Below are 24,143 nucleotides of genomic sequence, written 5' to 3'. Positions count from 1 at the left end.
TCCTGTCCTTCCAAACCCGCTTTCCCGAACGCTATCCGCAGCCCTGTGCGGCGGCAACCAGGCCAGGCGCAGATGCATGACACGCCTTGACTGTCCTCTTTTTCGCGGTGCAACCTTCGGCCTTCGCATTCGGGGGACGCGACGATGAAGCAGCGCGACATGAGCGGCCTCTCGGCTGGAGTGCGCCGCCGGACCCTGTTGGCCGCAGGCGCCGCCATCGGTACGGCCGGCCTGCCGCGCCTCGCGGAGGCCCAGCGCAGCGGCGGCGGGCGAATCGTCTTCGCCAATGGCAGCGCCTATGACACGATGGACCCGCATGCGACCTTCGACGTGGGGCGCGTCGCCTATCGCCTGAACTGCTATGACGGGCTGATGCGCTGGCTGGGCAATCCGCCGAAGCTGGAGCCCTGGCTGGCGGAATCCTACACCACCTCGGAGGACGGCCGCACCTATACCTTCAAGTTGCGCCAGGGCGTCACCTTCCACGACGGTGCGCCACTGACGGCGGAGGATGTGGTCTATTCCATGGAGCGCATCCTGGCGGTGAAGAAGGGCGCCTATCCGCTCTTCCAGCCGCTCGTCGCGCCCGGCAGCACCAAGGCGTTGGACCGCCACACGGTGCAGTTCAACCTCACCACGGCTTCCGCCATCTTCGCCGCCACCACGCACGACATCTATGTGGTGAACAGCGCGCTGCTGAAGCGGAACGAGCGCAATGGCGACTGGGGCCAGGCCTTCATCGACCGCAACGATGCCGGCTCCGGCTCCTACATCATCCGCCGCTTCGACCCGGCGCGTGGCTTCCTGGCGCAACGCTTCGACAACCACTTCCTGGGCCCGGCCGGCATCGCCGAGATCGATTTCCGCTATGTGGCGGAGGTGAACAGCCGCGTGCTAGGCCTGATCCGCGGCGACTTCCAGGGCACCGATCCCTATATGCCGCAGGACCAGATCACGCGGCTGCAGGGCGATTCCAACCTGAACGTGATGGAAGCGGAATCCACACGCTTGTTCTACACCTGCATCCACAACCAGCGCGCGCCGATGACGGATGTGAATTTTCGGAAGGCGCTCTGCCATTCCTTCGACTATGACGGCTGGATCAACAACATCCTCGGCGGTTCCGTGGTGCGGAACACCGGCGTGGTGCCCAATCCGATGTGGGGCGCGCCCAAGGACCTGGCCGGCTATACCTACGACATCGACAAGGCGAAGTGGCACCTGGCGCGCGTGCAGGCGCCGATGCGGGAGATCGTCGTCGCCGGCATGATCGGCTATGAGCAATCGATCCAGGCGGCCTCCCTGCTGCAGAACGGCCTGACCCGCGCCGGCATCCAGAGCCGGCTGCTGAACGAGCCCTGGCCCGTCGTCTCCAACAAGATGCGCGACCCGGAGCAGATGTACGACCTGCTGTTCCTCTGGCGCTCCACCTACTACGCCGATCCGCACAACTGGGCCGGCGAGATCCTGGCGACGGAACGCCATCGCGGCGGCAATGCCAGCTACTATTCGAATCCGGAGGTGGATCGGCTACTGGCCGAGGCGCTGGCCACGCCGGACCAGGCGAAGCGGGCGCCGCTCTACGAACAGGTGGCGCGAATCTCCTCCGAGGATGCGGCGGCGATCTTCATCCACAACACCAAGTGGTACGGACCCTTCCGCAAGAATATCAGCGGCGTGCGGTTCTGCCCGATCGGCGATGGGCAGGAGATGCGCTGGCTCAGCATCGCGTGACGGAAGGACCGCGTGACGGGGCTTCGGCCCCGTGAAGATTCTCGTCCTGGTTGTCAATCGCGTGATCTGGTTCGTGCCGACGCTGCTCGGCCTGCTGGCGATCGTCTTCTTCATCTCGCATGTGATCCCGGCGGATCCGGCGGCCTTCGCCGCCGGCGAGAATGCCTCCGCCGCCACGATCGCGGAAATGCGAGCGCGGCTGGGGCTGGACCAGCCACTGCACATCCAGTTCCTGCGCTATGTGCAATCCATCCTGGTCGGCGATATGGGGCGCAGCATCTATACCGGCCGCCCGGTGGTGGAAGACCTGTTGAGCCGGCTGCCGGCGACGCTGGAGCTGACGCTGGTCACCGTCGTGGTCGCCACGCTCATCGGCGTGCCGCTCGGCGTGATCAGCGCGCTGCGGCGGAATTCCTGGGCGGATCACGGGCTGCGGCTGGTCACCATCGCGGGCCTGGCCATCGCCAGCTTCTGGTTCGCCATCCTGCTGCAGCTGTTCTTCTCCATGCGCCTCGGCATCACGCCGCTGACCGGGCGCGTCGAGGGGTGGGGGCCGGAGCCGATCACCGGCTTCTACATCCTCGATTCCCTGATCAAGTGGGACATGGAGACGCTGCTGGACGCGCTGCACCATATGATCTTGCCGGTCGCCACGCTCGCTCTGCCCGCGGCCGCCACCATCGTGCGCTTTACCCGCGCCGGCGTGCTGAATGCGCTGGAGAGCAACTATGTCCTGTATGAGACGGCGATGGGCTATCCGCGCCGGCAGATTGTCTGGAAGTATGTGCTGCGCAATGCGCTGATCGGCACGGTGACGCAGATCGGCCTGATCTTCGGCATCCTGCTCGCCGGCGCCGTGGTGGTGGAGGCGGTCTTCGACTGGCCGGGCCTGGGCATGTTCGCGGTGAATTCCATCCTGAACTCGGACTACAACGCGGTGATGGGTTTTACGCTGATTGCCGGCACCATGTTCATCGTGGTCAACCTGCTGGTCGATATCCTGCAGGGCATCATCGATCCACGGGAGACCCGCTGATGCGCCAGGTGCTGCGCAAGCTGGCGGAAGACCGGGCCTCGATGCTCGGTCTGGCGCTGATTCTCATCGTCCTCCTCGCCGCCATCCTGGCGCCCTTTCTGTCCACGCATCCCGGCGACGTCGCGGAATTCCACACCGAGATCCGGTTGAGCCCGCCCAATGCCGACAACTGGCTCGGCACGGACCGCATGGGCAGCGATATCTACTCGCGGCTGCTCTTCGGCGCGCGCATCACCCTGACCATCGCGGTGGTCGCCATCCTGGTCGCCGTGCTGATCGGCGTGCCGATCGGGCTGATCGCGGGCTATTACGAGGGGCTGGGCAGCGACATCCTGATGCGCGGCTCCGACGTCTTCCTTGCCGTTCCGCAGATCGTGCTGGCCATCGCCATCGCGCAGACGCTCGGCCCCTCCATCGAGAACGTCATCCTCGCGCTCTCCGCCACGTACTGGCCCTTCTGGGCGCGGCTGGTCTATGCCGAGACGCGGTCCTGCAAGAACGAGACCTTCGTCGAGGCCGCCATCGCGCTCGGCTGCTCGCCATGGCGCGTGATGGTGCTGCATATCCTTCCCTTCATCTCCTCCTCCATCATCGTGCGCACCACCATCGGCATGGGCGGCACCATCCTCACCGCCGCGACGCTCGGCTTCCTCGGCCTCGGCCCGCCGCCGCCGACGCCGGAATGGGGGCGCACCATCGCAGAGTCGCGCGAGTTCCTGCCGATGGCCTGGTGGTATGCGGCCTTCCCAGGGCTCGCCATCTTCATTGTGGTGATGGGCTTCAACCTGTTGGGCGACGGGCTGCGCGACGTGCTCGACCCGCGCCTGCGGCGGGCTTCCAGTGGAAAGTGACCTGATCACCGTTCGCGACCTGCGCGTGGCCTTCGCCGCGGATGCAGGGCTGGCCAAAGTGCTGGATGGCGTGAGCTGCGCCATCCGTCCGGGCGAGATCCGCGGCCTGGTCGGCGAATCCGGCTGCGGCAAGACCACGCTGGCCCGCGCCATCCTCGGCATCCTGCCGCGCAATTCCGCACGGATCGAGGGCGGCCAGGTGCTGTTCGGCGGCCGCGACCTGCTGAAGGTGCCGGAAGCGGCCCTGGCGCGGGAGGTGCGGGGGCGGGAGATCGCCTATATCCCGCAGGACCCCTCCACCGCCTTCAACCCGGTCTTCACCATCGGCACGCAGATCGCCGACCTGATGCACTGGAAGTCGCCGCTGCTGCGCGACCCGAACTTCAAGGGCAATGCTCGCGCGCGCCGCGCGGCGGATCTCGCGCGCGTGGTGGAATGGCTGCGCCTGGTGCAGCTGCCGAATCCGGAGGCGCTGCTGCGCAAATATCCGCATGAAGTCTCGGGCGGCCAGCGCCAGCGGCTGATGATCGCCATGGCGCTGCTGCCGGAACCGAAGCTGGTGATCGCGGACGAACCCACCACGGCGCTGGACGTCACCGTGCAAGCACAGATTCTGAAGCTGCTGAAGGGCCTGGCACGAGAGCGCAATGTGGCTGTGCTCTTCACCACGCACGACCTCGGCGCCGCCTACGAAATCTGCGACCGCATCACGGTGATGTATGCGGGGCAGGAGGTGGAGGAGGCGCCGGTCGCCGAATTCTTCAACCGCCCGAGCCATCCCTATACCCGCAAGCTGCTGGACAGCCTTCCGAGTGCGGAGACCGGGCTGCGTGGAATCCCCGGCGAAATCCCGCGCCTGATCGACCCACCGCCCGGCTGCCGCTTCAACCCACGCTGCGACCGCGCCACCGAGATCTGCCAACAGCGCCCGGCGCCGGAACTCGCCAGCCCCGGCCATAGCGTGCGCTGCCACCACCGCCTGACGGAATTCGCCGCGTGAGCGCGCCCATCCTGGAAGTCGAAAACCTCCGCAAATACTTCCCCGTGCGGAACCTGTGGAAGCGCCGCGTGGGCTGGCTGCGGGCGCTGGACGATGTCTCCTTCACCGTGCAGCCGGGCGAGATTTTAGGCATCGTCGGCGAATCCGGCTGCGGCAAATCCACCCTCGGCAAGACGCTGATGGGCATCCACACCGCAACCCAGGGCCGCATCCTGTTCCAGGATCAGGACATCGCGCCGCTGAAGCCGCATCAGTCCCGCAAATTCCGGCAGCACCTGCAATACTGCTACCAGGATCCGGGCGCCTCGCTCGACCCGCGCTGGACCATCCGTGCCTCGCTGCACGAACCGCTGATCGTGCACACGGATCTGGACGAGGCGGCGCGGGAGGAACGGGTGCGAGAGATCCTGGCCGCGGTCGGCCTGCCGCTGACGCATCTGGATCTCTATCCGCATGAGATCAGCGGCGGCCAGCAACGCCGCGTCGGGCTGGCGCGAATCCTGACGCTCAAACCCTCGGTCGTGATCCTGGACGAGCCGACCTCCGGCCTCGATGTCTCCGTGCAGGCCACCATCCTGAAGCTGTTCCTGTCATTGCAGCAGCAGTTCGGCCTGACCTATCTGTTCGTCAGCCACGACCTGTCCGTGGTGCGGCTGATCTGCGACCGGGTCGCCGTGATGTATCTCGGCCGCATCGTGGAGATCGGCGAAACCGCGCAGGTCTTTGCCACGCCGCGCCACCCCTATACGCAGTCGCTGCTTGCCGCGATTCCCAAGATCGGCGGCGCGCGCGTGACCGATACCTTCGCGCTGGAGGGCGAGCCGCCGAGCCCCACCAACCTGCCCTCCGGCTGCCGTTTCCGCACGCGCTGCCCGCGCGCCCAGGCGCTGTGTGCGGAGCAGGACCCGGCGCTGCGGGCGGATTGGCCGAACCAGGCCGCCGCGTGCCATTTTGCCGAGTAGCTACACCTCCCGCGCGTCGCGATAGCGATACAGGTTCAGCATCAGCGGGGCGACGCGGCGCGCCAGGCCATGCAAGGGGATGGGCTTGGGCTCTGTGAAGGGCAGGCCGAGATCCTGCTCCGGCACGCCCTGCACCGCGCGGGCGAATTCACGGCCCAGCGCGACGGAAAGCGCCACCGCGCGACCGTTGCAGCCGGCCCAGGCGTAGCCATCCGGGCCCAGCCGGTGCAGATGCGGGAAGTAGTCCGGAGTCATGCCGATATAGCCGCTCCAGACATGGTCGAACTTCACCTCACCCATCTGCGGCCAGAGCCTTTGCAGCCGCGCCGAGATCATCGGCGGCAAGCGGCTGGCCTGGGCGACCGGCAGCGCCACGGCACCGCCCGTCACCAGCCGCCCGCGCGCATCCCAGCGGCAGAAATACAGCTCGCCATGCGTGTCGGACATCGCCTCCCGCGCCGGGATGATGGTGGCCGCGACGTTGTGGCTGATCGGCTGCGTCGCCATCTGCCAGGACAGCAGCGGCACCACTTCCTGCGCGATCTTCGGCGCCAGCCGCTTGGAGAACTCGCCGGTATAGGCATTGGTGGCCAGCACCAGCGCGCGGGCGGTGACGCTGCCGGATTCCGTCGTCACCACCCATTGGCCCTCGCGGCGCTCGATGGAGACGGCGGGTGAGCGCGCATAGATGGTGGCGCCGGCGGCCAAAGCGGCCTGGGCCATGCCGCGCGCCATCATCAGCGGGTTCACATGCCCGCCCGTGCTGTTGGCCCAGCCGCCGAACCAGGCCTCGCTGCCCAGCTTCTCCCGCATGGCCGCGCGATCCAGCAGCGCCACGGGCGCGCCGTGGCTGCTCCAATCCTTCACGCGGCGCTCCGCAATCTTCATGCGGCCGGGCGTGTGCACGGGCTGCAGCCAGCCGGTCTGCTCGGCCTCCGCCGCGATGCCGTGGCGGCGCACCAGGTCGAACAGGATCGCGGCGCTGTCGCGCAGCACATGCACGAAGCGCAACCCGGCCTCCCCATGCCGCGCGATGATCGCCGCCGGGTCGTGCCGCGAAAGCGTGGGAATCACCTGGCCATTGTTGCGGCCGGAGGCGCCCCAGCCGGGCTCCGCTGCCTCCACCACCACCGTCTCGATCCCCGCCTCGCGCAGATGCAGCGCGGTGGACAGGCCGGTGAAGCCGGCACCGACCACCACGGCCTCCGTCGTCACGGCGCCCTGCAGGCTGGGCAGCTCCGGCCCCGGGGGCGAAACCTTCGCCCAGAGGGAAGGGGGCCAGGTCACGGCCATGGGCAGCGTCTCCATCACGGGCAGGCCCGCATCAAAGACCCGGTCCGCGATTGCCTCAAGGGGCGTTGCGGTGTGTCATGCGCGCTCAAGGCGGGGAGTGGATGCGATGGCGCTGCGGCATGTGATCGGCGTGGACCATGTGGTGGTCGCGGTCCGCGACCTGGATGCGGCGGCGGCCGCCTGGCGCGCGCTGGGCTTCACCGTCTCCCCGCGCGGCACGCACAGCGCGCATATGGGCTCCGGCAATTACACCATCATGTTTGGCGAGGATTATCTCGAACTTCTGGGCGTGCTGACGCCGACCGAGCACAATGCGCCGATGCGCGCCTTCCTGGAGAAGCGCGAGGGCCTGGACCGCGCCGCCTTCACCACGGATGACGCGGCCGCCGGCGCCGAGGAGCTGCGCGCCAAGGGCATCGCCGCCATCGGTCCCATCGCCTTCGGCCGCCCTGTCACGCTGCCCGGCGGCGGCGAGGCGGAGGCGCGCTTCCAGGTCTTCCAATGGCCACGGGAGGCGCGGCCGGCGGGCCTCGGCATCTTTGCGTGTCAGCATCTGACGCGGGAGAATGTGTGGATTCCCGAACTGCAGTCGCATGCCAATGGCGCCAGCCGCCTGCTGCGCATCGAGGTGCTGGCCGCGGACCCCAAGGCGGGCGCCGAGGAGCTGGCGCGGCTGATCGATCGGGTCGCGGAGCCGGAGGCCGATGGCGCCTGGCGTGTCGCCTCCGGCGCCCACCGCGCGGACTTCGTCTTCCTCGACCGCGCGACGCTGGCTGCGCGCCATCCGGGCGTGGCGCTGGACGGGCTGCCGGAGCAGGGCGCCGCGGCGCTGGTGCTCGGCACCGCCGATCTGCCGGCTGCGGCCAAGGCCCTGGGCGTCTCAGCCGGGGGAACCGTTGCCGTGCCGCCGGCGCGCGCCAATGGTCTTCTGCTGCGCTTCGAGGCCGCGTGAGCTTCGGTTGACGCAGGGCCAAGCCGCGCCTCATGCTGCGCCGCAGAATTGACCGTGGCAGGAGACCCCCATGGATCCGACGCGTCGCGCGATACTGCTGACCTCCGCCGCCCTCGCCGGCAATGTGCTGATGCCGCAGCGAAGCTTCGCCCAGCAGCAGCCGCAACGCGGCGGGGTGATGACAGTGCACTTCGCCACCGAGCAGCGCATCCTCAACCCCTCGCTGCAGGCCTCCACCGGCGTCTACATCGTCGGCGGCAAGATCCAGGAACCGCTGGTGGACCTGGATGCCGCCGGCCGGCCGGCGCCCTGCCTGGCGGAAAGCTGGGAGAGCTCGGCGGATGGCAAGACCATCACCTTCCGCCTGCGCCGTGGCGTTACCTGGCATGATGGCCGCCCCTTCACCTCCACGGACGTTCAGTTCACGGCGATGGAGATGTGGAAGAAGATTCTGAATTACGGCTCCGCGCTTCAGCAATTCCTGGACGCGGTTGAGACGCCGGATGCGCAGACCGCGGTGTTTAAATACGCCCGGCCCATGCCGTTGAACCTGCTGCTGCGCGCGCTGCCGGACCTCGGCTATATCTCGCCGAAGCATGTCTATGAGAGCGGCAACATCCGCGAGAACCCCACGAATACCGCGCCGATCGGCACCGGCCCCTTCAAGTTTCTGCAATATGAGCGCGGTCAGTACATCATCGCGGAGCGCAATCCGAACTACTGGCGCGAGAACCTGCCCTATCTGGATCGTGTGGTCTGGCGCGTGGTGACGGACCGTTCCGCGGCAGCGGCGCAGATGGAGGCCGGGCAGATCCTGTTCAGCCCCTATTCCTCGCTGACCATCGCCGACCTGCAGCGCCTGGGCCGCGACCCACGCTTCGACGTGACGACCAAGGGCAATGAGGGCAATGCCCGCACCAACACGCTGGAGTTCAACTTCCGCAACCCGATCCTGGCCGATCTCCGCGTGCGCCGTGCCATCGCGCATGCGATCGACGTCCCCTTCTTCATCGAGAATTTCCTCGGCGACTTCGCCAAGGCAGGCACCGGGCCTATTCCCTCCGTCTCCACCGACTACTACCCGACGGAGCCGATGCCGCAGTACCCCTTCGATCGCCGCCGCGCCAATGCGCTGCTGGACGAGGCGGGGCATCGGCGCGGCGCGGGCGGCACGCGCTTCACGCTGCGCCTGACCCCCGCGCCCTGGGGCGAGGACATTGCGCTGTGGTCCACCTATATCCAGCAATCGCTGCAGGAGGTGGGCATCCGCGTGGAGATCGTGCGGCTGGACGCCGCTGGCTTTCTGCGCACCGTCTACAACGACTGGAACTTCGACCTGGCGACGGGCTGGCACCAGTACCGCAACGACCCCGCCGTCTCCACCAGCGTCTGGTATCGCTCCGGCCAACCCAAGGGCGCGCCCTGGACGAACCAGTGGGGTTGGCAGGATGACGAGGCCGATCGCATCATGGATGCGGCGCAGACGGAGCTCGACCCGGCGAAGCGCAAGGCGCTCTACGCCGATTTCGTGCGGCGGGTGAATACGGAGCTTCCGGTCTGGATGCCGATCGAGCAGATCTTCGTCTCCGTCTTCAACAAGCGGCTGCGCAACTACGCCAACAACCCGCGCTGGGCCTCCTCCTCCTGGCACGATCTGTGGCTGGCTTCGTGATCACCTGATGCGCGTTCTGGCTCTGGCGGGGCGGCGGCTTCTGTCGTCGGTGCCCACGCTGCTGCTGATCCTGGTCGGCATCTTCCTGCTCCTGCAACTGGCGCCGGGCGATGCGGTGGATGCGCTGATCGCGCAGACCGGCGGCGGCGCGGATGCCGCCTCCGCCGCGGCGATGCGGGCGGAGATGGGGCTGGACCTTTCGGTGCCGGCGCAGCTCGCCAACTACATGTGGCGGCTGGTGCGGCTGGACCTCGGCTTTTCCTCCATCTACGGCAAGCCGGTCTCCACCGTGATCTTCGAACGCCTGCCAGCCACCCTGCTGCTGATGCTGGCGGCGCTGTCTTTCGCTTTCTTCTTCGGCCTGGTGCTGGGCGTGCTCGCGGCGCGGCGAGTGAATGGCTGGCCGGATACGCTGATCTCGACCCTCGGCCTGATCTTCTACGCCACGCCCTCCTTCTGGTTCGGGCTGATGGCCATCGTGCTGTTCTCCGTGCATCTGCAATGGCTGCCGGCGGGCGGCTTCGAGGAGATCGGCTCCGGCTTCACTGGCCTGCGGCGCACGCTGGACATCGCGACGCATCTGGTGCTGCCGACGCTGACGCTCGGGCTGATTTTTCTCGCGATCTACCTGCGCATCATGCGTGCCTCGATGCTCGAGGTGCTGTCCCTGGATTTCGTCCGCACCGCCCGCGCCAAGGGCCTGGACGAGACCCGCGTCGTGGTGCGGCATGTGCTGCGCAACGCGCTGCTGCCGATGGTCACGCTGATTGGCCTGCAGGCGGGCACCATGCTCGGCGGGTCCGTGGTGGTGGAAAGCGTGTTCTCGCTGCCCGGGCTGGGGAGGCTTGCCTATGAATCCGTGGTGCAGCGGGACCTGAACACGCTGCTCGGCATCGTCTTCGTCTCGGCCCTGCTGGTCATCTGCGTGAATTTCGTGGTGGACCTGCTCTACGCCCGGCTCGACCCCCGGATCACGCCATGAAGGCCTTTTTGCGCGGCTATCTGCGCAGCCCGCCGGCGATGATCGGGTTGCTGCTGCTGCTGGCCATCGTCGCCATGGCGATCTCCGCCGATTGGCTGTTCCCGCGCGATCCGCTGGCGCTGGCCGGCCGGCCGCTGCAATGGCCGCAGGGCAATCCGCGCTTTCCGCTCGGCACGGACAATTCCGGCCGCGACATTGCGGCGCAGATCTTTCACGGCGCGCGCATCTCCCTGCTGATCGGCGTGGTGGCAACGGCCATCGCGATTCTGGTTGGCATCGTGGTGGGGGCGCTGGCCGGCTACCATGGTGGCTGGGTGGATGATGCGCTGATGCGGCTGACCGAGGCCTTCCAGACGCTGCCGAATTTTTTGCTGTTGCTGGTGCTGGTGGCGGTGTTCGGGTCGGACCTCAGCACCGTTACCATTGCCATTGGCGCCGTGTCCTGGCCAGCGCCGGCGCGGCTGACACGGGCGGAGTTCCTGACGCTGCGCAACCGCGAATTCGTCCAGGCCTGCCGCACGCTGGGCATGAGCGATGCGCGGATCATTTTCCGCGAGATCCTTCCCAACGCCCTGCCGCCTATCATCGTCTATGCCTCCGTCGTCATGGCGGTGGCCATCCTGCTGGAATCGGCGCTGGCCTTCCTGCGTCTGTCGGACCCGAACGTCGCCTCCTGGGGCAACCTGATCGGCCTGGGGCGGGATGTGCTGCGGGTGCAGTGGTATGTCTCCGCCATTCCCGGCTTGGCCATCCTGCTGACGGTGCTGGCGGTCTCGCTGGTGGGGCAGGGGCTGAACGATGCGCTGAACCCGCGGCTGCGCAAGCGGTGAGCCCCGTTCTGGCGATCCAGGGCCTGACGGTCGCGCTGCCGGCGGGTGCGGACCGGCCGCATGCTTTGGACCGCGTCTCGCTGGATCTCAATGCGGGCGAGATCCTTTGCGTCGTGGGCGAATCCGGCTCCGGCAAGTCGATGACGGCCGGCGCGGTGATGCGCCTGCTGCCGCCGGGCGTCGCCATCACCGGCGGGTCGGTGATCTTCGAGGGCCAGGACCTCGCCACCGCGGATGAGGCGACGATGCGCCACCTGCGCGGCGCGCGCATCGCCATGGTCTTCCAGGAACCTATGACGGCACTGAACCCGCTGCGCCGCATCGGCGACCAGATCGGCGAGATGTTCCGCATCCACACCGCGCTCTCCGCCACTGAGATCGCAGCGCGCGTCCTGGACCTTCTGGCCGAGGTGCATATCCCGGAGCCCGCCCAGGCCGCCCGCGCCTATCCGCACGAGCTTTCGGGCGGCCAGCGTCAGCGCGCGATGATCGCCATGGCGCTGGCGCTGGACCCCAAGGTGCTGATCGCGGATGAGCCGACCACCGCGCTGGATGTGACGACCCAGGCGCAGATCCTGCACCTCATCAAGGACCTGCAGCGCCGCAAGGGCACGGCCGTGCTCTTCATCACGCATGACTTCGGCGTGGTGGCGGAAATCGCCGATCGCGTGGCGGTCATGCAGCACGGCATGGTGGTGGAGGAAGGCCCCGCCGCGCAGGTGCTGAATGCGCCCCGGCACGAATACACCCGGTCGCTCATCGCCGCCGTCCCGCCGCTCACTGCCCGGGCACCGCGCCCCGTCAGCGCGGAGCCGATCCTGGTGATGCGGGATGTGCGGAAGACCTATCGCACCGGCGGCTTCCTCGGCCGCGGCGGGCGGGTGACCCATGCGGTGCGCGGCGTGACGCTGACACTGCCGAAGGGCGCGACGCTCGGCATCGTCGGCGAATCCGGTTCCGGTAAGTCGACGCTCGCGCGCTGCCTGGTGCGGCTGATCGAGCCCGAGGGGGGCAGCGTGTCGCTCGGCGGGCTGGAGCTCACGGGCCTGACCCGGGCGCAGATGCGGCGGCAGGCACATCGCATCCAGATGGTCTTCCAGGACCCCTATGGCTCGCTCAACCCGCGCCGCCGGGCCGGGGAGCTTGTGGCGCAGGGCCCGATGATCCACGGCACGCCCCGCGCCGAAGCCTTGCGCCGGGCCAAGGAACTGTTCGAACTCGTCGGCCTCGACCCGGCCTCCACCGAGCGCTTCCCGCATGAATTCTCCGGCGGCCAACGCCAGCGCATCGGCCTGGCCCGGGCGCTTGCGCTGGAGCCGGAAGTGCTGGTGGCGGATGAACCGGTCTCGGCGCTGGATGTCTCGGTGCAGGCGCAGGTGCTGCGGCTGCTGGCGGAGCTGCGCGAACGCCTCGGCCTGTCGCTGGTCTTCATCACCCATGACCTGCGCGTGGCAGCGCAGGTCTGTGACCTGGTGGCGGTGATGAAGGACGGGGAGGTGGTGGAGCACGGCCCCGTCGCACGCGTCTTCGAGGCACCGGAACACCCCTATACGCAGGCGCTGCTCGCCTCGGTCCCCGGCCGGGATTTCGCGCGGAAGAATTGACCGCCCGCGAAATTCGGCGCGAGACTGTGGTCCAGGCTGCAGCGGGGATCGCGAGAGTGGGCTGGCGCGTCGGCGTGGATTCGGGCGGCACCTTCACGGATGTTTACCTGTTCGAGGAAGACACCGGCCGCATCGCGGTCTGGAAGGTGTCCTCCACCCCGGATGATCCCTCGCGCGGCATTGCGGGCGGCGTGGCGGAGGGGATGGCGGAAATCGGCCAGGCGCCTTCCGACATCGCCTATTTCGGCCACGGCACCACGGTCGCCACCAATGCGCTGATCCAGCATCGCGGCGTCCGCACCGGCCTGGTCACCACGGATGGCTTTCGCGACCTGCTGGAGATCGGCCGGCAGAAACGTCCTGACCTTTACGACCTGCAGGTGGACAAGCCGCCGGTACTGGTGGCGCGGGAACTGCGCCTCCAGGTGCCGGAACGCATCCGCCATGACGGCAGCGTGGAGACGGCGCTGGACGAACAGGCGGTGCGGGAGGCGGCGCGGGCGCTGAAGGCCGCCGGCGTGCAGGCCATCGCCATCTGCTTCCTCTACAGCTTCGTCCACCCGGCGCATGAGGCGACGGCGAAGCGCATCATCGCGGAGGAACTGCCCGGCATCTTCCTCACCACCAGCCACGAGATCGCGCCGGAATTCCGGGAGTTCGAGCGGCTGTCCACCGCGGTGGTGAACAGCTACCTCGGCCCCGTCATGCGCGGCTATATCAAGCGCCTGGCGGAACGCCTGGCCGCGCTGGGCGTCACCGCCACGCCGCATCTCACGCAATCCAATGGCGGCGTCATCGGCTTCGAGGCCGCGGCGGAAATGCCGGTGCGGATGGTGCTCTCCGGCCCCTCCACCGGCGTGGTCGGCGCGCAGGCCATCGGGCAGTTGTCCGGCTTCCCCGACCTCATCACCTTCGACATGGGCGGCACCAGCACGGATGTGGCGCTGCTGCAGGGCGGCGCGGCGCGGCTGACCGGGGAGGCCATCGTGCATGGTTATCCCATCAAGGCGCCGATGCTGGATATCCACACGGTCGGCGCCGGCGGCGGGTCCATCGCCTATGTCGATTCCGGCGGCCTGCTGAAGGTCGGGCCGCGCAGCTGCGGCGCCGATCCGGGGCCGGTCTGCTACGATCGCGGCAATCCGGAAGCCGCGGTGACGGATGCGAATGTCGTGCTCGGCACGCTGCACCCGACTCATCTGCTGGGCGGCCGCATGCCGATCCGCCGCGACCTGTCGCTGGCGGCGGTGGAGCGGCTGGCGGCGCAGCTCGGTATGGGGGTGATGGAGACGGCGCAGGGAATCCTCTCCGTCGTCACCGCGAATATGGCCAAGGCCATCCGCGTCATCTCCGTGCAGCGCGGCCATGATCCGCGCGACTACACCCTGATCGCCTTCGGTGGCGCCGGGCCGCTGCATGCGGCGCGACTGGCGAAGGAGCTCGACATCCGCCGCGTGCTGGTGCCGCGCAACCCCGGCATCCTGTGTGCCATGGGCCTGCTGCTGACCGATCTCCGCGCCGATTTCTCCGCAACCCGGCTGACGGCGCTGGTCCAGGACGCGTTGGCCCCGATGGAGGCCGCCTTCGCCACCCTGACCGCGACGGCGGAGCGCTGGTTCGACCAGGAACACATCGCCGCCGACAAGCGCATGATCCGCCGCAGCGTGGACATGCGCTATGCCGGCCAGAACTACGAACTGCCCGTGGCGCTGCCGGACGGCCCCTTTACCGAGGCGACGCTGGCGCATCTCGCCGAAGGTTTCGCCGCCGCACATCGCCAGATGTACGGCTTCGTCGCCGAGGGGGAGGCGGTGCAGCTCGTCACCTTCCGGCTGGAGGCCACCGGCGTGGTCCGCAAGGCGGAGCTGCGCCCGCGTCCGCTGCAAGGTCCGGATGCCAGCGCGGCGCTGGAAGCGACGCGCGAGGTGTGGCTGCCGGAATCGCAGGGCATCGTCGCCGTGCCGGTCTATGCGCGGGATCGCCTCGCCCCCGGCAACCGCATCGCCGGCCCCGCCATCATCGAGCAGATGGACGCCACCACCGTCATCCTGCCAGGCCAGGAAGCCCGCGTGGATGAATACGAGAACCTGATCCTGGAGGCGGCGGCATGAGCAACACGCGGCCCGACCCCATCACCGTCGAGGTCATCGGCTCCGCCCTCTCCTCCATCGTCGAGGAGATGGGGGAGGCGCTGGTCCGCGCCTCCTACTCCACCAACATCAAGGAAAGGCGGGACTGTTCGACTGCGCTGTTCGACATCGCCGGCAATACGCTGTGCCAGGCGGAACACATCCCCATCCATCTCGGCAGCTTTATCGGCATCATCGCGCATATCCTGAAGCGCCATCCGATGGAGCAGATGCAGCCCGGCGACGTCTTCGTCGGCAACGACGCCTATGAGGGCGGCGGCACCCATCTGCCCGACATCGTGCTGGCGGAGCCGATTTTTGTGGATGGCCGCATCGTCTCCTGGGCCGTGAACCTGGCGCATCACTCGGATTTCGCCGATCGCGGCCATGCGCACATCTTCCAGGAAGGGCTGCGCATCCCGCCCATCCGGCTGTACCGTGCCGGTGAATTGCAGCAGGACGTGCAGGACCTCATCCTGCTGAACTGCCAGGTGCCGCGCGAGCGCCTGTCCGACCTGCGGGCACAGATGGCGGCCAACCGGCTCGGCGTGTCCCGTATGCAGGCGCTTTGTGCGAAATACGGCACGGAGACCGTGCTGGCGGCCGGCGAGGCCCTGCAGGACTACGCGGAGCGCAAGATGCGCGCCGGCATCGCCGCGATCCCGGACGGCACCTGGCATTTCACGGATGTGCACGACAGTCCGGAGATCGACGGCGAGCTGAAGTTGACGCTCACCCTCACCGTTTCGGGCGATACCATGTCGCTGGATTTCGACGGGCCCGACCAGGTGCGCGCCGGCATCAACATGACCTTCACCGCGCTGCTCGCCACCGTCTACTACGCGGTGAAGACGGTGGTGGACCCCACGCTGCTGCCCAATGCCGGACTGGCGCGGCCGCTGCAGGTCTCGGCGCGAGAAGGCAGCGTGCTGAACTGCGTGCTGCCGGCGGCGGTGAATGCACGCCTGTCCACCTGCCAGCGCGTGGTGGACCTGATCCATGGCGCACTCGCCCAGGCGGTGCCGGAACGGGTGACGGCGGCGCATAACGGCGCCTGCTTCGTCGCCTCCTTCGTCGGGCGCCAGCCCGTCACGGGCGAGCCCTGGGTCTATCTGGAGACCATCGGGGGCGGCTTCGGCGCGCGCGCGACCAAGGACGGGCTAGATGGCGTGCATGTCCACACCACCAATACCTCCAACCTGCCGGTGGAGGCGCTGGAGATCGAATACCCGCTGACGCTGATGCGCTACGAGCTGGTGGAAGGCTCCGGCGGCGCCGGGCGGCAGCGCGGCGGCATGGGGCTGCGCCGGGTCTATCGCGCGGAAGCCGAATGTCGGCTGCGGATGGATGGCTCCCGCTTCGCCTCCGCCCCCTGGGGCCTGCAGGGCGGGCAGCCGGGCGGGCGCGGGCACTTCGTCTATGGTCCGGGCATCGAACCCTTCGTGCTTGGCAATGGGCTGTTGCGGGCGGGCGACTGGGTGGAGATCATCACCCCCGGCGGCGGCGGCTATGGCCCGCCGGCGGAACGCGACCGCGCCGCGCTGCAACGCGACCTGGCCGAAGGCAGCATCACGCCCGAAGCCACACAGAGGATCTACGGAGCAGACTGACAACAACAGCAGGGAGATTTTCGCCATGCGCTTCACCCGCCGCGGCCTGATCGCCGCCACCGCTGCCTTGCCCTTCCTGCCGGGCGGTGCCGCCCGCGCCCAGGGCGGGACCCTGCGCTTCGGCCTCTCCTCCTTCCCACCCAGCCTGCTGCCCTGGGCCAATACCGGCACCGCGGCCGCCACCGTGAAACTGCTGATCCATCGCGGCCTGCTGTCCTATGCGCCGGATGGCACGCTGCGCGGCGAGATCGCCGAATCCTGGCGCAACGAAAGCCCCACCGTCTGGGTCTTCACGCTGCGCGACAACGCCCTGTTCCACAATGGCGAGAAGGTCACCGCCGCCGATGTGAAATGGAACATCGAGCAGATCGCCGCCGAACGCTCCACCGCGCATTACCGGGCAGAGATGCAGCAGGTGGCCAGCATCGAGACGCCGGATGCGCGCACGCTGCGCATCACCACGAAGGCCCCCATCGCCACCTTGCCGAACTGGATGGCCTCCTACCACATGATGATCGTCAATCCGCGCAGCCCGACCGGCGCGGGGGTGCTGCCGATCGGCGCCGGCCCCTTCACCATCCGCGCGCAGGAACGCGGCACCTCGATCGACCTCGTGGCCTTCGACCGCTACTACAAACCGGGTCAGCCGAAGCTGGCCGGCATCCGGCTGATCGCCTATGCGGATGAGAACCTCCGCGTTTCCGCCATCCGCGCCGGCGATGTGGACCTCATCGAATACGTGCCCTGGCAGGCCATGGCGGCAATCGAGGCGGATGACAGGCTGCGGCTGGACGCCACCGACGGCCCCTTCATGTACCTGAACTTCAACGCGACGCGCCCGCATCTGGGCGATGCGCGGGTCAGGCGCGCCATCGGCCACGCCATCAAGCGCGACGATATCGTCAAGGTCGCCTTCTTCGGCCGCGGCAGTCCGCTGCAGGGCATGCCCATCGCCCCCGGCAGCGAATTCTTCGACGAGGCGCTGTCCCGCGGCCAGGCCTATGACCCGGACAAGGCCAAATCCCTGCTGCGGGAGGCGGGGCTCGCCAATGGCTTCAGCACCACCCTGCTCTCCACCGCGCAATACGGCATGCACAAGGACACGGCGGAGGTGGTGCAGCAGCACCTGGCGGCCGTCGGCATCCAGGCGGAGCTGCGCCTGCCGGATTGGGCGACACGCGTGAACCTGGGCAATCGCGGCCAGTTCGACATCGCGGTGATGGGCACGGCCACCGACAACAACGATGCCGATGGGCTGAACACCCTGATCGACGGCTCGCTCTCACCCTCCTATGTCCGCAGCGCCGGGCTGCGCATTCCGAAGCTGGAGGAGCTGATGCAGGCCGGCCGCGCGGAATTCGACACGGCCAAGCGCCGCGAGATCTACCTGCAGGCCCAGCGCGTGGCGCTGGAGGAAGCGCCGCTGGTCGGCCTCGCCTGGCGCAGCCAGGGCTATGCGATGAAGAAGGAGATTACCGGCTTCAAGGCCATGCCCGGCGCGCTGAACTTCTTCTCCGGCATCACGCTGGAGGATGCGGCGCTCAGCTGAACCTGGGCAGCCGGCCGGGCGCACCCCATCTCGGCTCGGCCGGCGCCCTGCAACCGAAGCGGGACGGAACCGGTTGCCCTGTGGCACGCTGTGCTGCTGGCAGAACGTGACACCGAAGCGGGACGGGACAGGATCATGGCAGGCATCATGCGGCGGCGGCTGATGGCCGCGCTTCCCCTGGTTTTGGCGGCCCCGCACCTGGCGCGCGCCCAGGCGGCGCGGCCCGTGGTGGTCTCCTCCAAGATCGACACCGAGGGTGCGCTGCTCGGCAACCTGATCCTGGTGGCGCTGGAACGCGCCAATATCCCGACCGAGGCGCGGCTCTCGCTCGGCCCCACGCGCATCGTCCGCACGGCGCTGGTGGCCGGCGAGATCGACCTCTATCCCGAATACACCGGCAACGGCGCCTTCTTCTTCCAGCAGCCGGAGGCCCCGGCCTGGCGCCAGGGCGACACCGCCTATGAGACGGTGGCGCGGCTGGACCGGGAGGCCAACAACCTCATCTGGCTGCCCCGGGCGCCGGCCAACAACACCTGGGCCATCGCGGTCCGCGGCGATGTGGCGCGTGCCGAGAACCTCGCCACCATGGAGGATTTCGGCCGCGCGGCGCAGGCCGGCAAGCTGCGCCTCGCGGCCTCCGCCGAATTCGTCGAGAGCCCGGCGGCGCTCGGCAGCTTCGAGCGCACCTATGGCTTCAGCTTCCCGCGCGACCGCATCGTGGTGCTGCCGGGTGGCGATACGGCGGTGACCATGCGCGCCGCGGCGCAGGGTATCTCCGGCGTCAACTCGGCCATGGTCTATGGCACGGATGGCGCGATCTCGGCGCTCAGCCTGGTGGTGATGCAGGACAGCAAGGGCGCGCAGATCGTCTATGAGCCGGCGCCGGTGGTCCGCCAGGCGGTGCTGGAGGCGCATCCGGGCATCCGCGCCGCGCTGGCGCCGGTCTTCGCCTCCCTCACCCTGGAAAAGCTGCAGCAGCTGAATGCGCGTGTGGCGGTGGAAGGCCAGCCGGCGGCGGCGGTGGCGCGGGCGCATTTCGCCAGCCTCGGCTGATCCGCCGCGGATGCGGGCCGGGGAAATCGGCCGGGCGCTGCTGCTGGCGTCGGTGCTGGCCGGCCTGCTGCTGCCCTGGCTGACCGTCGCGCCGAACCGGCTGCTGCCGGGCACCGGGATGCCGGGCTTTTCCGCCCTGGGCTGGGCCGGGCCGGCTGCGCTTCTCGCGCTGGCTTTGGCGGTGCCGTGGCGCCTGCCCGCTTGGCTTGGCGCCGGCGCGGGCCTTGCCGGCCTGGCGCTGCTGCTGGCGGCCACCGGATGGGCGGCGGCCGCCGCCTTGGAAGGCATGGCACCCGCGGCACGGGCCGGTCTGGGCGGTGGGTTCTGGCTGGGGCTGATGGCGGGCGCGGCGCTGGTAGTGGCGCGCGCGGCGGCGCTGCCGACCCTTGGCCGCGTGGCCCTGGCCGCGCTGGCGCTGCTGGTCCTGGCGGGGCTTTGGCAGGCCGAAACCTTCGCAGCCCTGTCCCTGGTGGTGGAATACCAGGCGCGGCAGGCGGCGGTGCATGCGGCGCTGCTGCGCCACCTGGCGCTGGCGGGCGCCGCGCTGGCCCTGGCGCTGCTGCTGGCCGTGCCGCTGGCCTGGGCCGGCTTCCGGCGGCCGCGCGCGGCCGGGCCGATGGGCGCCGCGCTCGGCGCCGTGCAGGTGGTGCCGGCCATCGCGCTCTTCGCCGCGCTGATCCCGCTGCTGGCCGGGCTGCTGGCGCTGCTGCCGGCGCTGCGCGGCCTCGGCCTCGGCGCCATCGGCCCGGCGCCGGCGGTGCTGGCGACCGCCGGCTACCTGGCGCTGCCGCTCTGGCGGTCCATCCTGGGCGGGCTGACGGCAGCCGACCCCGCCGCGGTGGCCGCCGCCCGCGCCATGGGCATGACCGAAGGCGGCATCACGCGGGAGGTGCGGCTGCCCCTCGCCTTGCCGGTCTTCGCCGGGGGCCTGCGGCTGGCGGTGGTGCAGGCGATCGGGCTGGTGACGCTCGGCGGCCTGGTCGGGGCCGGCGGCCTTGGCGCGCTGGTCTTCGAGGGGCTGGCCCAATTCGCCACGGACCTGATGCTGCTGGGCGCCCTGCCGATCATGGCCCTGGCCCTGGCGGCGGATGCGCTGGCCCGCCTGGTGGAACAGCGGCTGGGCACGAACACATGATCCATTTCGAAAATGTCTCCGTGCGCTTCGGCGGCACCACGGCGCTCTCGGAGGTGACGCTGGAGGTTCCGGCCGGCATGCTCTGTGTCTTGGTCGGCCCCTCCGGCTCCGGCAAGTCGACGCTGATGAAACTGGTCAACCGCCTGGTGGAGCCGAGCGCCGGCCGCGTGCTGGTGCGCGGCAGTGACGTGGCGGGCCAGGATCCGGCGCGGCTGCGGCGCTCCATCGGCTATGTGATGCAATCCACCGGCCTGTTCCCGCACCGGACCGTCGCCGCCAATATCGGCACGGTGCCGCGGCTGCTGGGCTGGGACTCCTCCCGCATTGCCGCCCGCGTCGCCGATCTGCTGGAGATGGTCCAGCTCGACCCCGGCCTGGCGGAGCGCCTGCCCGGCGCACTCTCCGGCGGCCAGGCGCAGCGTGTCGGCCTGGCCCGCGCCCTGGCGGCGGACCCCGACATCCTGCTGATGGACGAGCCCTTTGGCGCCGTGGACCCCATCACCCGCCGCGACCTGCGCGCCGAGCTCCGCCGCATCCATGCCGAAACTGGAAAAACCATCCTGCTGGTGACGCATGACCCGGAGGAGGCGCTGGAACTGGCCAGCCAGGTGGCGGTGCTGCGCGACGGCCGGCTGGTGGCGGAAGGGCCGCCCGCCGCCCTGGTGGCGCCGGATGCGCCGGATTTCGCCCGCACCCTGCTGGGCGGCGGCCAGCCCGGCCTGCGCCGCCTGTCGCTCTTGCCGGCCGAGGTGGCGCAGGACGCTCGGCCCGCACCCGCCGATGCCCCCGCGCTGGATGAGGGCGCGACCCTGGCCGATGCGCTGTCCCGCATGGCGGAGACGGGGCGGGACGTGCTGGCGCTGGGCCAGGGGTCCCTGCGGCTGGAGGCCGTGCTGGCGCGCGGCCGATGATGGCGCCGCTGCTGGCCCTGGTCCTGGCGCTGGTGGCGCTGCTGCCCGGCTGGTTCGGCGGCTTCCCGCCCGGCCGCCTGCTGGGCCTGGCCGCCAGCCATGCCGGGCTGGCGCTGGCTGGCGTGGTGCCGGCCGCGGCGCTGGGGCTCGCGCTCGGCGTGCTGGTGACCCGCCCCGCCGGCCGCGCGCTGCGCCCCGCCGCCGATGCCCTGGCCGCCGCCGCCCAGGCGGTGCCGCCGGTGGTGGCGGTGGCGCTGGCCGTGCCCGCCATGGGGTTCGGCTGGGGCCCCACCATCCTGGCGCTGCTGCTCTACGGGCTGATGCCGGTGCTGCGCGCCACGGTGGCGGCGCTGGAGGCAGTGCCGCCCGAGGCGCGGCTGGCCGCGCTCGCCTTGGGCTATACCCCCGCCGGCGCGCTGCGAGAGGTGGAGCTGCCGCTGGCCTGGCCGCTGGTGCTGGACGGGCTGCGCGTGGCGCTGGTGCTGGCCGTGGCCACCGCCGCGGTGGGCGCCCTGGCCGGGGCGGCGACGCTCGGCACGCCCATCGTGCTCGGCCTGCAAAATCAGAACCAGCTGCTGGTGCTGCAGGGCGCGGCGGCCACCGCGGCGCTGGCCTTCGCGGCGGAAGGCGCCCTGCTGGCGGCCTCCACCTATGCGGCGCGCGGCCGGCGCAGCAGCGCCAGCCCGGCCAGCAGCGAAGGCAGGCCACAGAGCAGGAAGCCGTAATCGTAGCGGCCCGTCAGCCACAGCACGCTGGCAAAGGCCAGCGGCATCAGCAGCGCGCCGAGCTGGCCGAAGGACAGCACGCCGCCGGTCGCCGCCCCGCGTAGCCCCTCCGGCGCCAGCCGCGCCGCCTCCGCCAGCAGGACCCCGTTCCAGGACAGTGCCGTGAGGCTCAGCCCGCCGCCCACCAGCCCCAGCAGCAGCAGAGGCCAGCCCGGTCCCGACAACCCGGCCAGCAGCGAACTTGCCGCCATGCCGAGCGCCAGCGCCCCCATCACCACGCGCGGCGAAACCAGCACGCTGCCGATCCACCCCCAGAGGATGCGGCCGGGCACCGCGGCCAGGGTGGCGGCGGAGAAGATGAAGCCCGCCACCGCCAACGGATGCCCCAAGGCCGTCAGATAGACCACGAAATAGGCCATGAAGACGGTCTGCAGCCCGTTGAAGACAAAGCAGGCGAGCGAAAGCTTGAACAGCTCCCGGTCGCGCATCACCACGGCCAGGGTGGTGTGGAAATCGGAGAGGCGAAAGCTGCGGCCCGGGACGCGGTCGGCATCGAATTCCGCGCGCAGCGGCTGCAGCAACACCGCCAGCACGAGGCAGGCGGCGGCGGAGGCCAGCATGGCGCCACGCCAGCCCCACCAGCCCGTCAGCAGCGGCCCCAGCAGCCCGCCCAGCAGCAGCCCCGCCGGCACCGCCGTCTGCTTGATGGAAAAGACAAGCGGCGCATAGCGCGGCGGCGAATAGCGGCCGAGCAGATGCGAACTGGCCGGGGTGGAAACGGCCGCGCCCCCGGCGCCGATCACCGCCGACAGCGCGAAGAAGCCGAGCGGCCCGATGCAGGCCGCCACCAGCCCCGCCGCAAGCATCAGCAGCGCCACCTGGCTGACCCGCAATGCGCCATGGCGGATGATGAAGCTGCCGCAGCCGAGCTGGAAGCCGAGCGAGGCCAGCGCGCCGATACCGACATAGACACCGAGCCAGGCGGCATCCAGCCGCAAATCGTCCAGGATGGCCGGGGCGATGATGGAGGGCAGGTTGCGCCCCAGCGCCGCGAAGGTCTGCTGCAGGAACATGGCGCCCAGCGCCACCATCAGCAGGTTCATTCTTTGGCTATGCTGCATCCGCCCCCGGCCCGCTTCCCGGGGTCATCATTTCCATCCCCAAGGCCCCTGTGAAGCCGCGCCGGGGGAGGGGCAGACCTGCGCGGGCGGTTCAGCCCGGCCCGACCAGGTCCAGCGACAGGTCGATGCAGGATTCGTAGCCGGGATGATGGGTCATGGCGCCCGAGGAGATCATGGCCGCCGCCAGCCCATCCAGCGCCGCGCGCGGCAGATGCGTGGTGTTCTCCCACAGGCCGAGCCGCTGGTAGCGCCCGATGGCCCGCAGCAGATGCGCTTGCGGCATTTCGGCGAAGCGCGGCGCCAGCACGGCGGCGATCTCGGCCGGGGTGGCGGCACGCAGCCAGTCCAGCGCCGCGCCCAGGCCCTGCACCACGGCTGTGAAGGCCGCATGCTTCTGCGCGATGCGCGGCGTGACGGCATAGAGCGCGGAATAGGCGGTAAGGCCGCGGTCCGCCGCCGCATACCAGACGGTGGCGCCCGCCTCCTCCAGCGCTGCCGCGTGAGGCTCGAAGAGCATTACCGCATCGACGCGCCCTTCGCGCAGCGCGGAGGCGCCCTCCGGCATCGGCATCCGTACATGGCCGGGGCAGGTGGCGGGATCCACGCCGGCCTGCCGCAGGTCATGCATCAGGCACCACCAGGGCGTCGGCACCTCCGACGGGATGGCGACGCGCAGCGTTGCGAGATCCGCCATCTGGAAGCCCGGCCGCGCCCCCATGCCGAGCAGCAGGAAGGGGTCGCGCATCACCGCGGCGCCAAAGCTCCGCAGCGGGCTGGCGGCGTCGCGGCTGCGTTCCAGCATCGGCCGCATCGGCCCGCTCCAGGCCAGGTCCGCGCTGCCATCCAGCAGCCGCCCCGCCGCGGCATCCGGCGTGCCGGCGGTTTCCAGCTGCATGCGGATGCCGCGATGGGTGAAGTGGCCGCCCTCCAGCGCGACGTAGTAGGGCGCGTAGAAGACGGCGCGGAAGGGCTCCACCAGGACCAGCGTCTGCAT

At 69.6% G+C, this 24,143-nt stretch carries 20 protein-coding genes; 17 read left to right on the top strand and 3 right to left on the bottom strand.

The window, feature by feature from the left end:
• Window positions 1-144: 144 nt before the first annotated feature.
• From J3S20_RS02445 to J3S20_RS02425, 5 genes are read left to right on the top strand one after another with little or no spacing between them, the layout of a single operon-like run.
• Window positions 145-1,734, top strand: a complete 1,590-nt coding sequence (locus tag J3S20_RS02445; RefSeq protein WP_216834277.1) for an ABC transporter substrate-binding protein — start codon at window positions 145-147, stop codon at window positions 1,732-1,734.
• A 31-nt stretch (window positions 1,735-1,765) separates the two neighbouring features.
• Window positions 1,766-2,770: an ABC transporter permease gene (locus J3S20_RS02440; RefSeq protein WP_216834275.1), complete on the top strand. Its 1,005-nt coding sequence runs from the start codon at window positions 1,766-1,768 to the stop codon at window positions 2,768-2,770.
• Complete coding sequence (locus tag J3S20_RS02435) at window positions 2,770-3,621, top strand: ABC transporter permease (protein WP_216834273.1); 852 nt, start codon at window positions 2,770-2,772, stop codon at window positions 3,619-3,621. Before J3S20_RS02440 ends, J3S20_RS02435 begins: the two co-directional genes overlap by 1 nt.
• Window positions 3,611-4,621 (top strand): ABC transporter ATP-binding protein, encoded by a 1,011-nt coding sequence (locus J3S20_RS02430; protein ID WP_216834272.1) that lies wholly within the window; start codon window positions 3,611-3,613, stop codon window positions 4,619-4,621. The genes J3S20_RS02435 and J3S20_RS02430 overlap by 11 nt, the downstream gene beginning before the upstream one ends.
• The gene (locus tag J3S20_RS02425; RefSeq protein WP_343215135.1) at window positions 4,618-5,583 is read left to right on the top strand and encodes an ABC transporter ATP-binding protein; all 966 of its coding nucleotides are present in this window, start codon (window positions 4,618-4,620) and stop codon (window positions 5,581-5,583) included. The genes J3S20_RS02430 and J3S20_RS02425 overlap by 4 nt, the downstream gene beginning before the upstream one ends.
• Here the strand turns inward: J3S20_RS02425 and J3S20_RS02420 are convergent, their stop codons facing one another.
• Complete coding sequence (locus J3S20_RS02420; protein WP_246602236.1) at window positions 5,584-6,876, bottom strand: NAD(P)/FAD-dependent oxidoreductase; 1,293 nt, start codon at window positions 6,874-6,876, stop codon at window positions 5,584-5,586.
• A 106-nt stretch (window positions 6,877-6,982) separates the two neighbouring features.
• On the opposite strand from J3S20_RS02420, the gene J3S20_RS02415 reads away from it, so the two are divergent.
• The 12 genes from J3S20_RS02415 (at window position 6,983) to J3S20_RS02360 (ending at window position 22,028) form a co-directional block, all read left to right on the top strand.
• The gene (locus J3S20_RS02415) at window positions 6,983-7,828 is read left to right on the top strand and encodes a VOC family protein (RefSeq protein WP_216834270.1); all 846 of its coding nucleotides are present in this window, start codon (window positions 6,983-6,985) and stop codon (window positions 7,826-7,828) included.
• Between the two features lie 70 nt (window positions 7,829-7,898).
• On the top strand, window positions 7,899-9,500 hold the full coding sequence (locus J3S20_RS02410; RefSeq protein ID WP_216834269.1) for an ABC transporter substrate-binding protein: 1,602 nt from the start codon (window positions 7,899-7,901) through the stop codon (window positions 9,498-9,500).
• A 7-nt stretch (window positions 9,501-9,507) separates the two neighbouring features.
• Window positions 9,508-10,482 (top strand): ABC transporter permease, encoded by a 975-nt coding sequence (locus tag J3S20_RS02405; RefSeq protein WP_216834267.1) that lies wholly within the window; start codon window positions 9,508-9,510, stop codon window positions 10,480-10,482.
• Window positions 10,479-11,312, top strand: coding sequence for an ABC transporter permease (locus tag J3S20_RS02400; protein WP_216834265.1), 834 nt, complete (start codon window positions 10,479-10,481; stop codon window positions 11,310-11,312). The genes J3S20_RS02405 and J3S20_RS02400 overlap by 4 nt, the downstream gene beginning before the upstream one ends.
• A complete protein-coding gene (locus J3S20_RS02395; RefSeq protein ID WP_216834263.1) occupies window positions 11,309-12,916 on the top strand; it encodes an ABC transporter ATP-binding protein in 1,608 nt (535 codons plus the stop codon). Before J3S20_RS02400 ends, J3S20_RS02395 begins: the two co-directional genes overlap by 4 nt.
• Window positions 12,917-12,972: 56 nt before the next feature.
• The gene (locus tag J3S20_RS02390; protein ID WP_216834262.1) at window positions 12,973-15,027 is read left to right on the top strand and encodes a hydantoinase/oxoprolinase family protein; all 2,055 of its coding nucleotides are present in this window, start codon (window positions 12,973-12,975) and stop codon (window positions 15,025-15,027) included.
• Window positions 15,024-16,655, top strand: a complete 1,632-nt coding sequence (locus J3S20_RS02385; protein ID WP_216834261.1) for a hydantoinase B/oxoprolinase family protein — start codon at window positions 15,024-15,026, stop codon at window positions 16,653-16,655. Before J3S20_RS02390 ends, J3S20_RS02385 begins: the two co-directional genes overlap by 4 nt.
• Window positions 16,656-16,680: 25 nt before the next feature.
• Window positions 16,681-18,204, top strand: coding sequence for an ABC transporter substrate-binding protein (locus tag J3S20_RS02380; protein ID WP_216834259.1), 1,524 nt, complete (start codon window positions 16,681-16,683; stop codon window positions 18,202-18,204).
• 135 nt (window positions 18,205-18,339) lie between these two features.
• Complete coding sequence (gene osmF / locus J3S20_RS02375) at window positions 18,340-19,257, top strand: glycine betaine ABC transporter substrate-binding protein OsmF (protein ID WP_216834258.1); 918 nt, start codon at window positions 18,340-18,342, stop codon at window positions 19,255-19,257.
• Window positions 19,258-19,267: 10 nt separating this feature from the next.
• On the top strand, window positions 19,268-20,392 hold the full coding sequence (locus J3S20_RS02370; protein ID WP_216834255.1) for an ABC transporter permease subunit: 1,125 nt from the start codon (window positions 19,268-19,270) through the stop codon (window positions 20,390-20,392).
• Window positions 20,389-21,303 carry an ABC transporter ATP-binding protein gene (locus J3S20_RS02365; protein WP_216834254.1) on the top strand — a complete coding sequence of 305 codons (915 nt, stop codon included), beginning with the start codon at window positions 20,389-20,391 and terminating at the stop codon, window positions 21,301-21,303. The genes J3S20_RS02370 and J3S20_RS02365 overlap by 4 nt, the downstream gene beginning before the upstream one ends.
• Window positions 21,300-22,028, top strand: coding sequence for an ABC transporter permease subunit (locus J3S20_RS02360; protein ID WP_216834252.1), 729 nt, complete (start codon window positions 21,300-21,302; stop codon window positions 22,026-22,028). Before J3S20_RS02365 ends, J3S20_RS02360 begins: the two co-directional genes overlap by 4 nt.
• Here J3S20_RS02360 and J3S20_RS02355 read toward each other — a convergent pair.
• A complete protein-coding gene (locus J3S20_RS02355; RefSeq protein ID WP_216834251.1) occupies window positions 21,953-23,131 on the bottom strand; it encodes an MFS transporter in 1,179 nt (392 codons plus the stop codon). The two genes, J3S20_RS02360 and J3S20_RS02355, sit on opposite strands and share 76 nt — an antisense overlap.
• Window positions 23,132-23,240: 109 nt before the next feature.
• Window positions 23,241-24,143 (bottom strand): ABC transporter substrate-binding protein, encoded by a 903-nt coding sequence (locus J3S20_RS02350; RefSeq protein WP_216834249.1) that lies wholly within the window; start codon window positions 24,141-24,143, stop codon window positions 23,241-23,243.

Origin of the sequence: Falsiroseomonas tokyonensis (assembly GCF_019024325.1) — a bacterium.
GTDB lineage: Bacteria > Pseudomonadota > Alphaproteobacteria > Acetobacterales > Acetobacteraceae > Falsiroseomonas > Falsiroseomonas tokyonensis.
The sequence above is the reverse complement of the archived record's forward strand: the minus strand, read 5'-3'. Positions and strand labels throughout refer to the sequence as shown.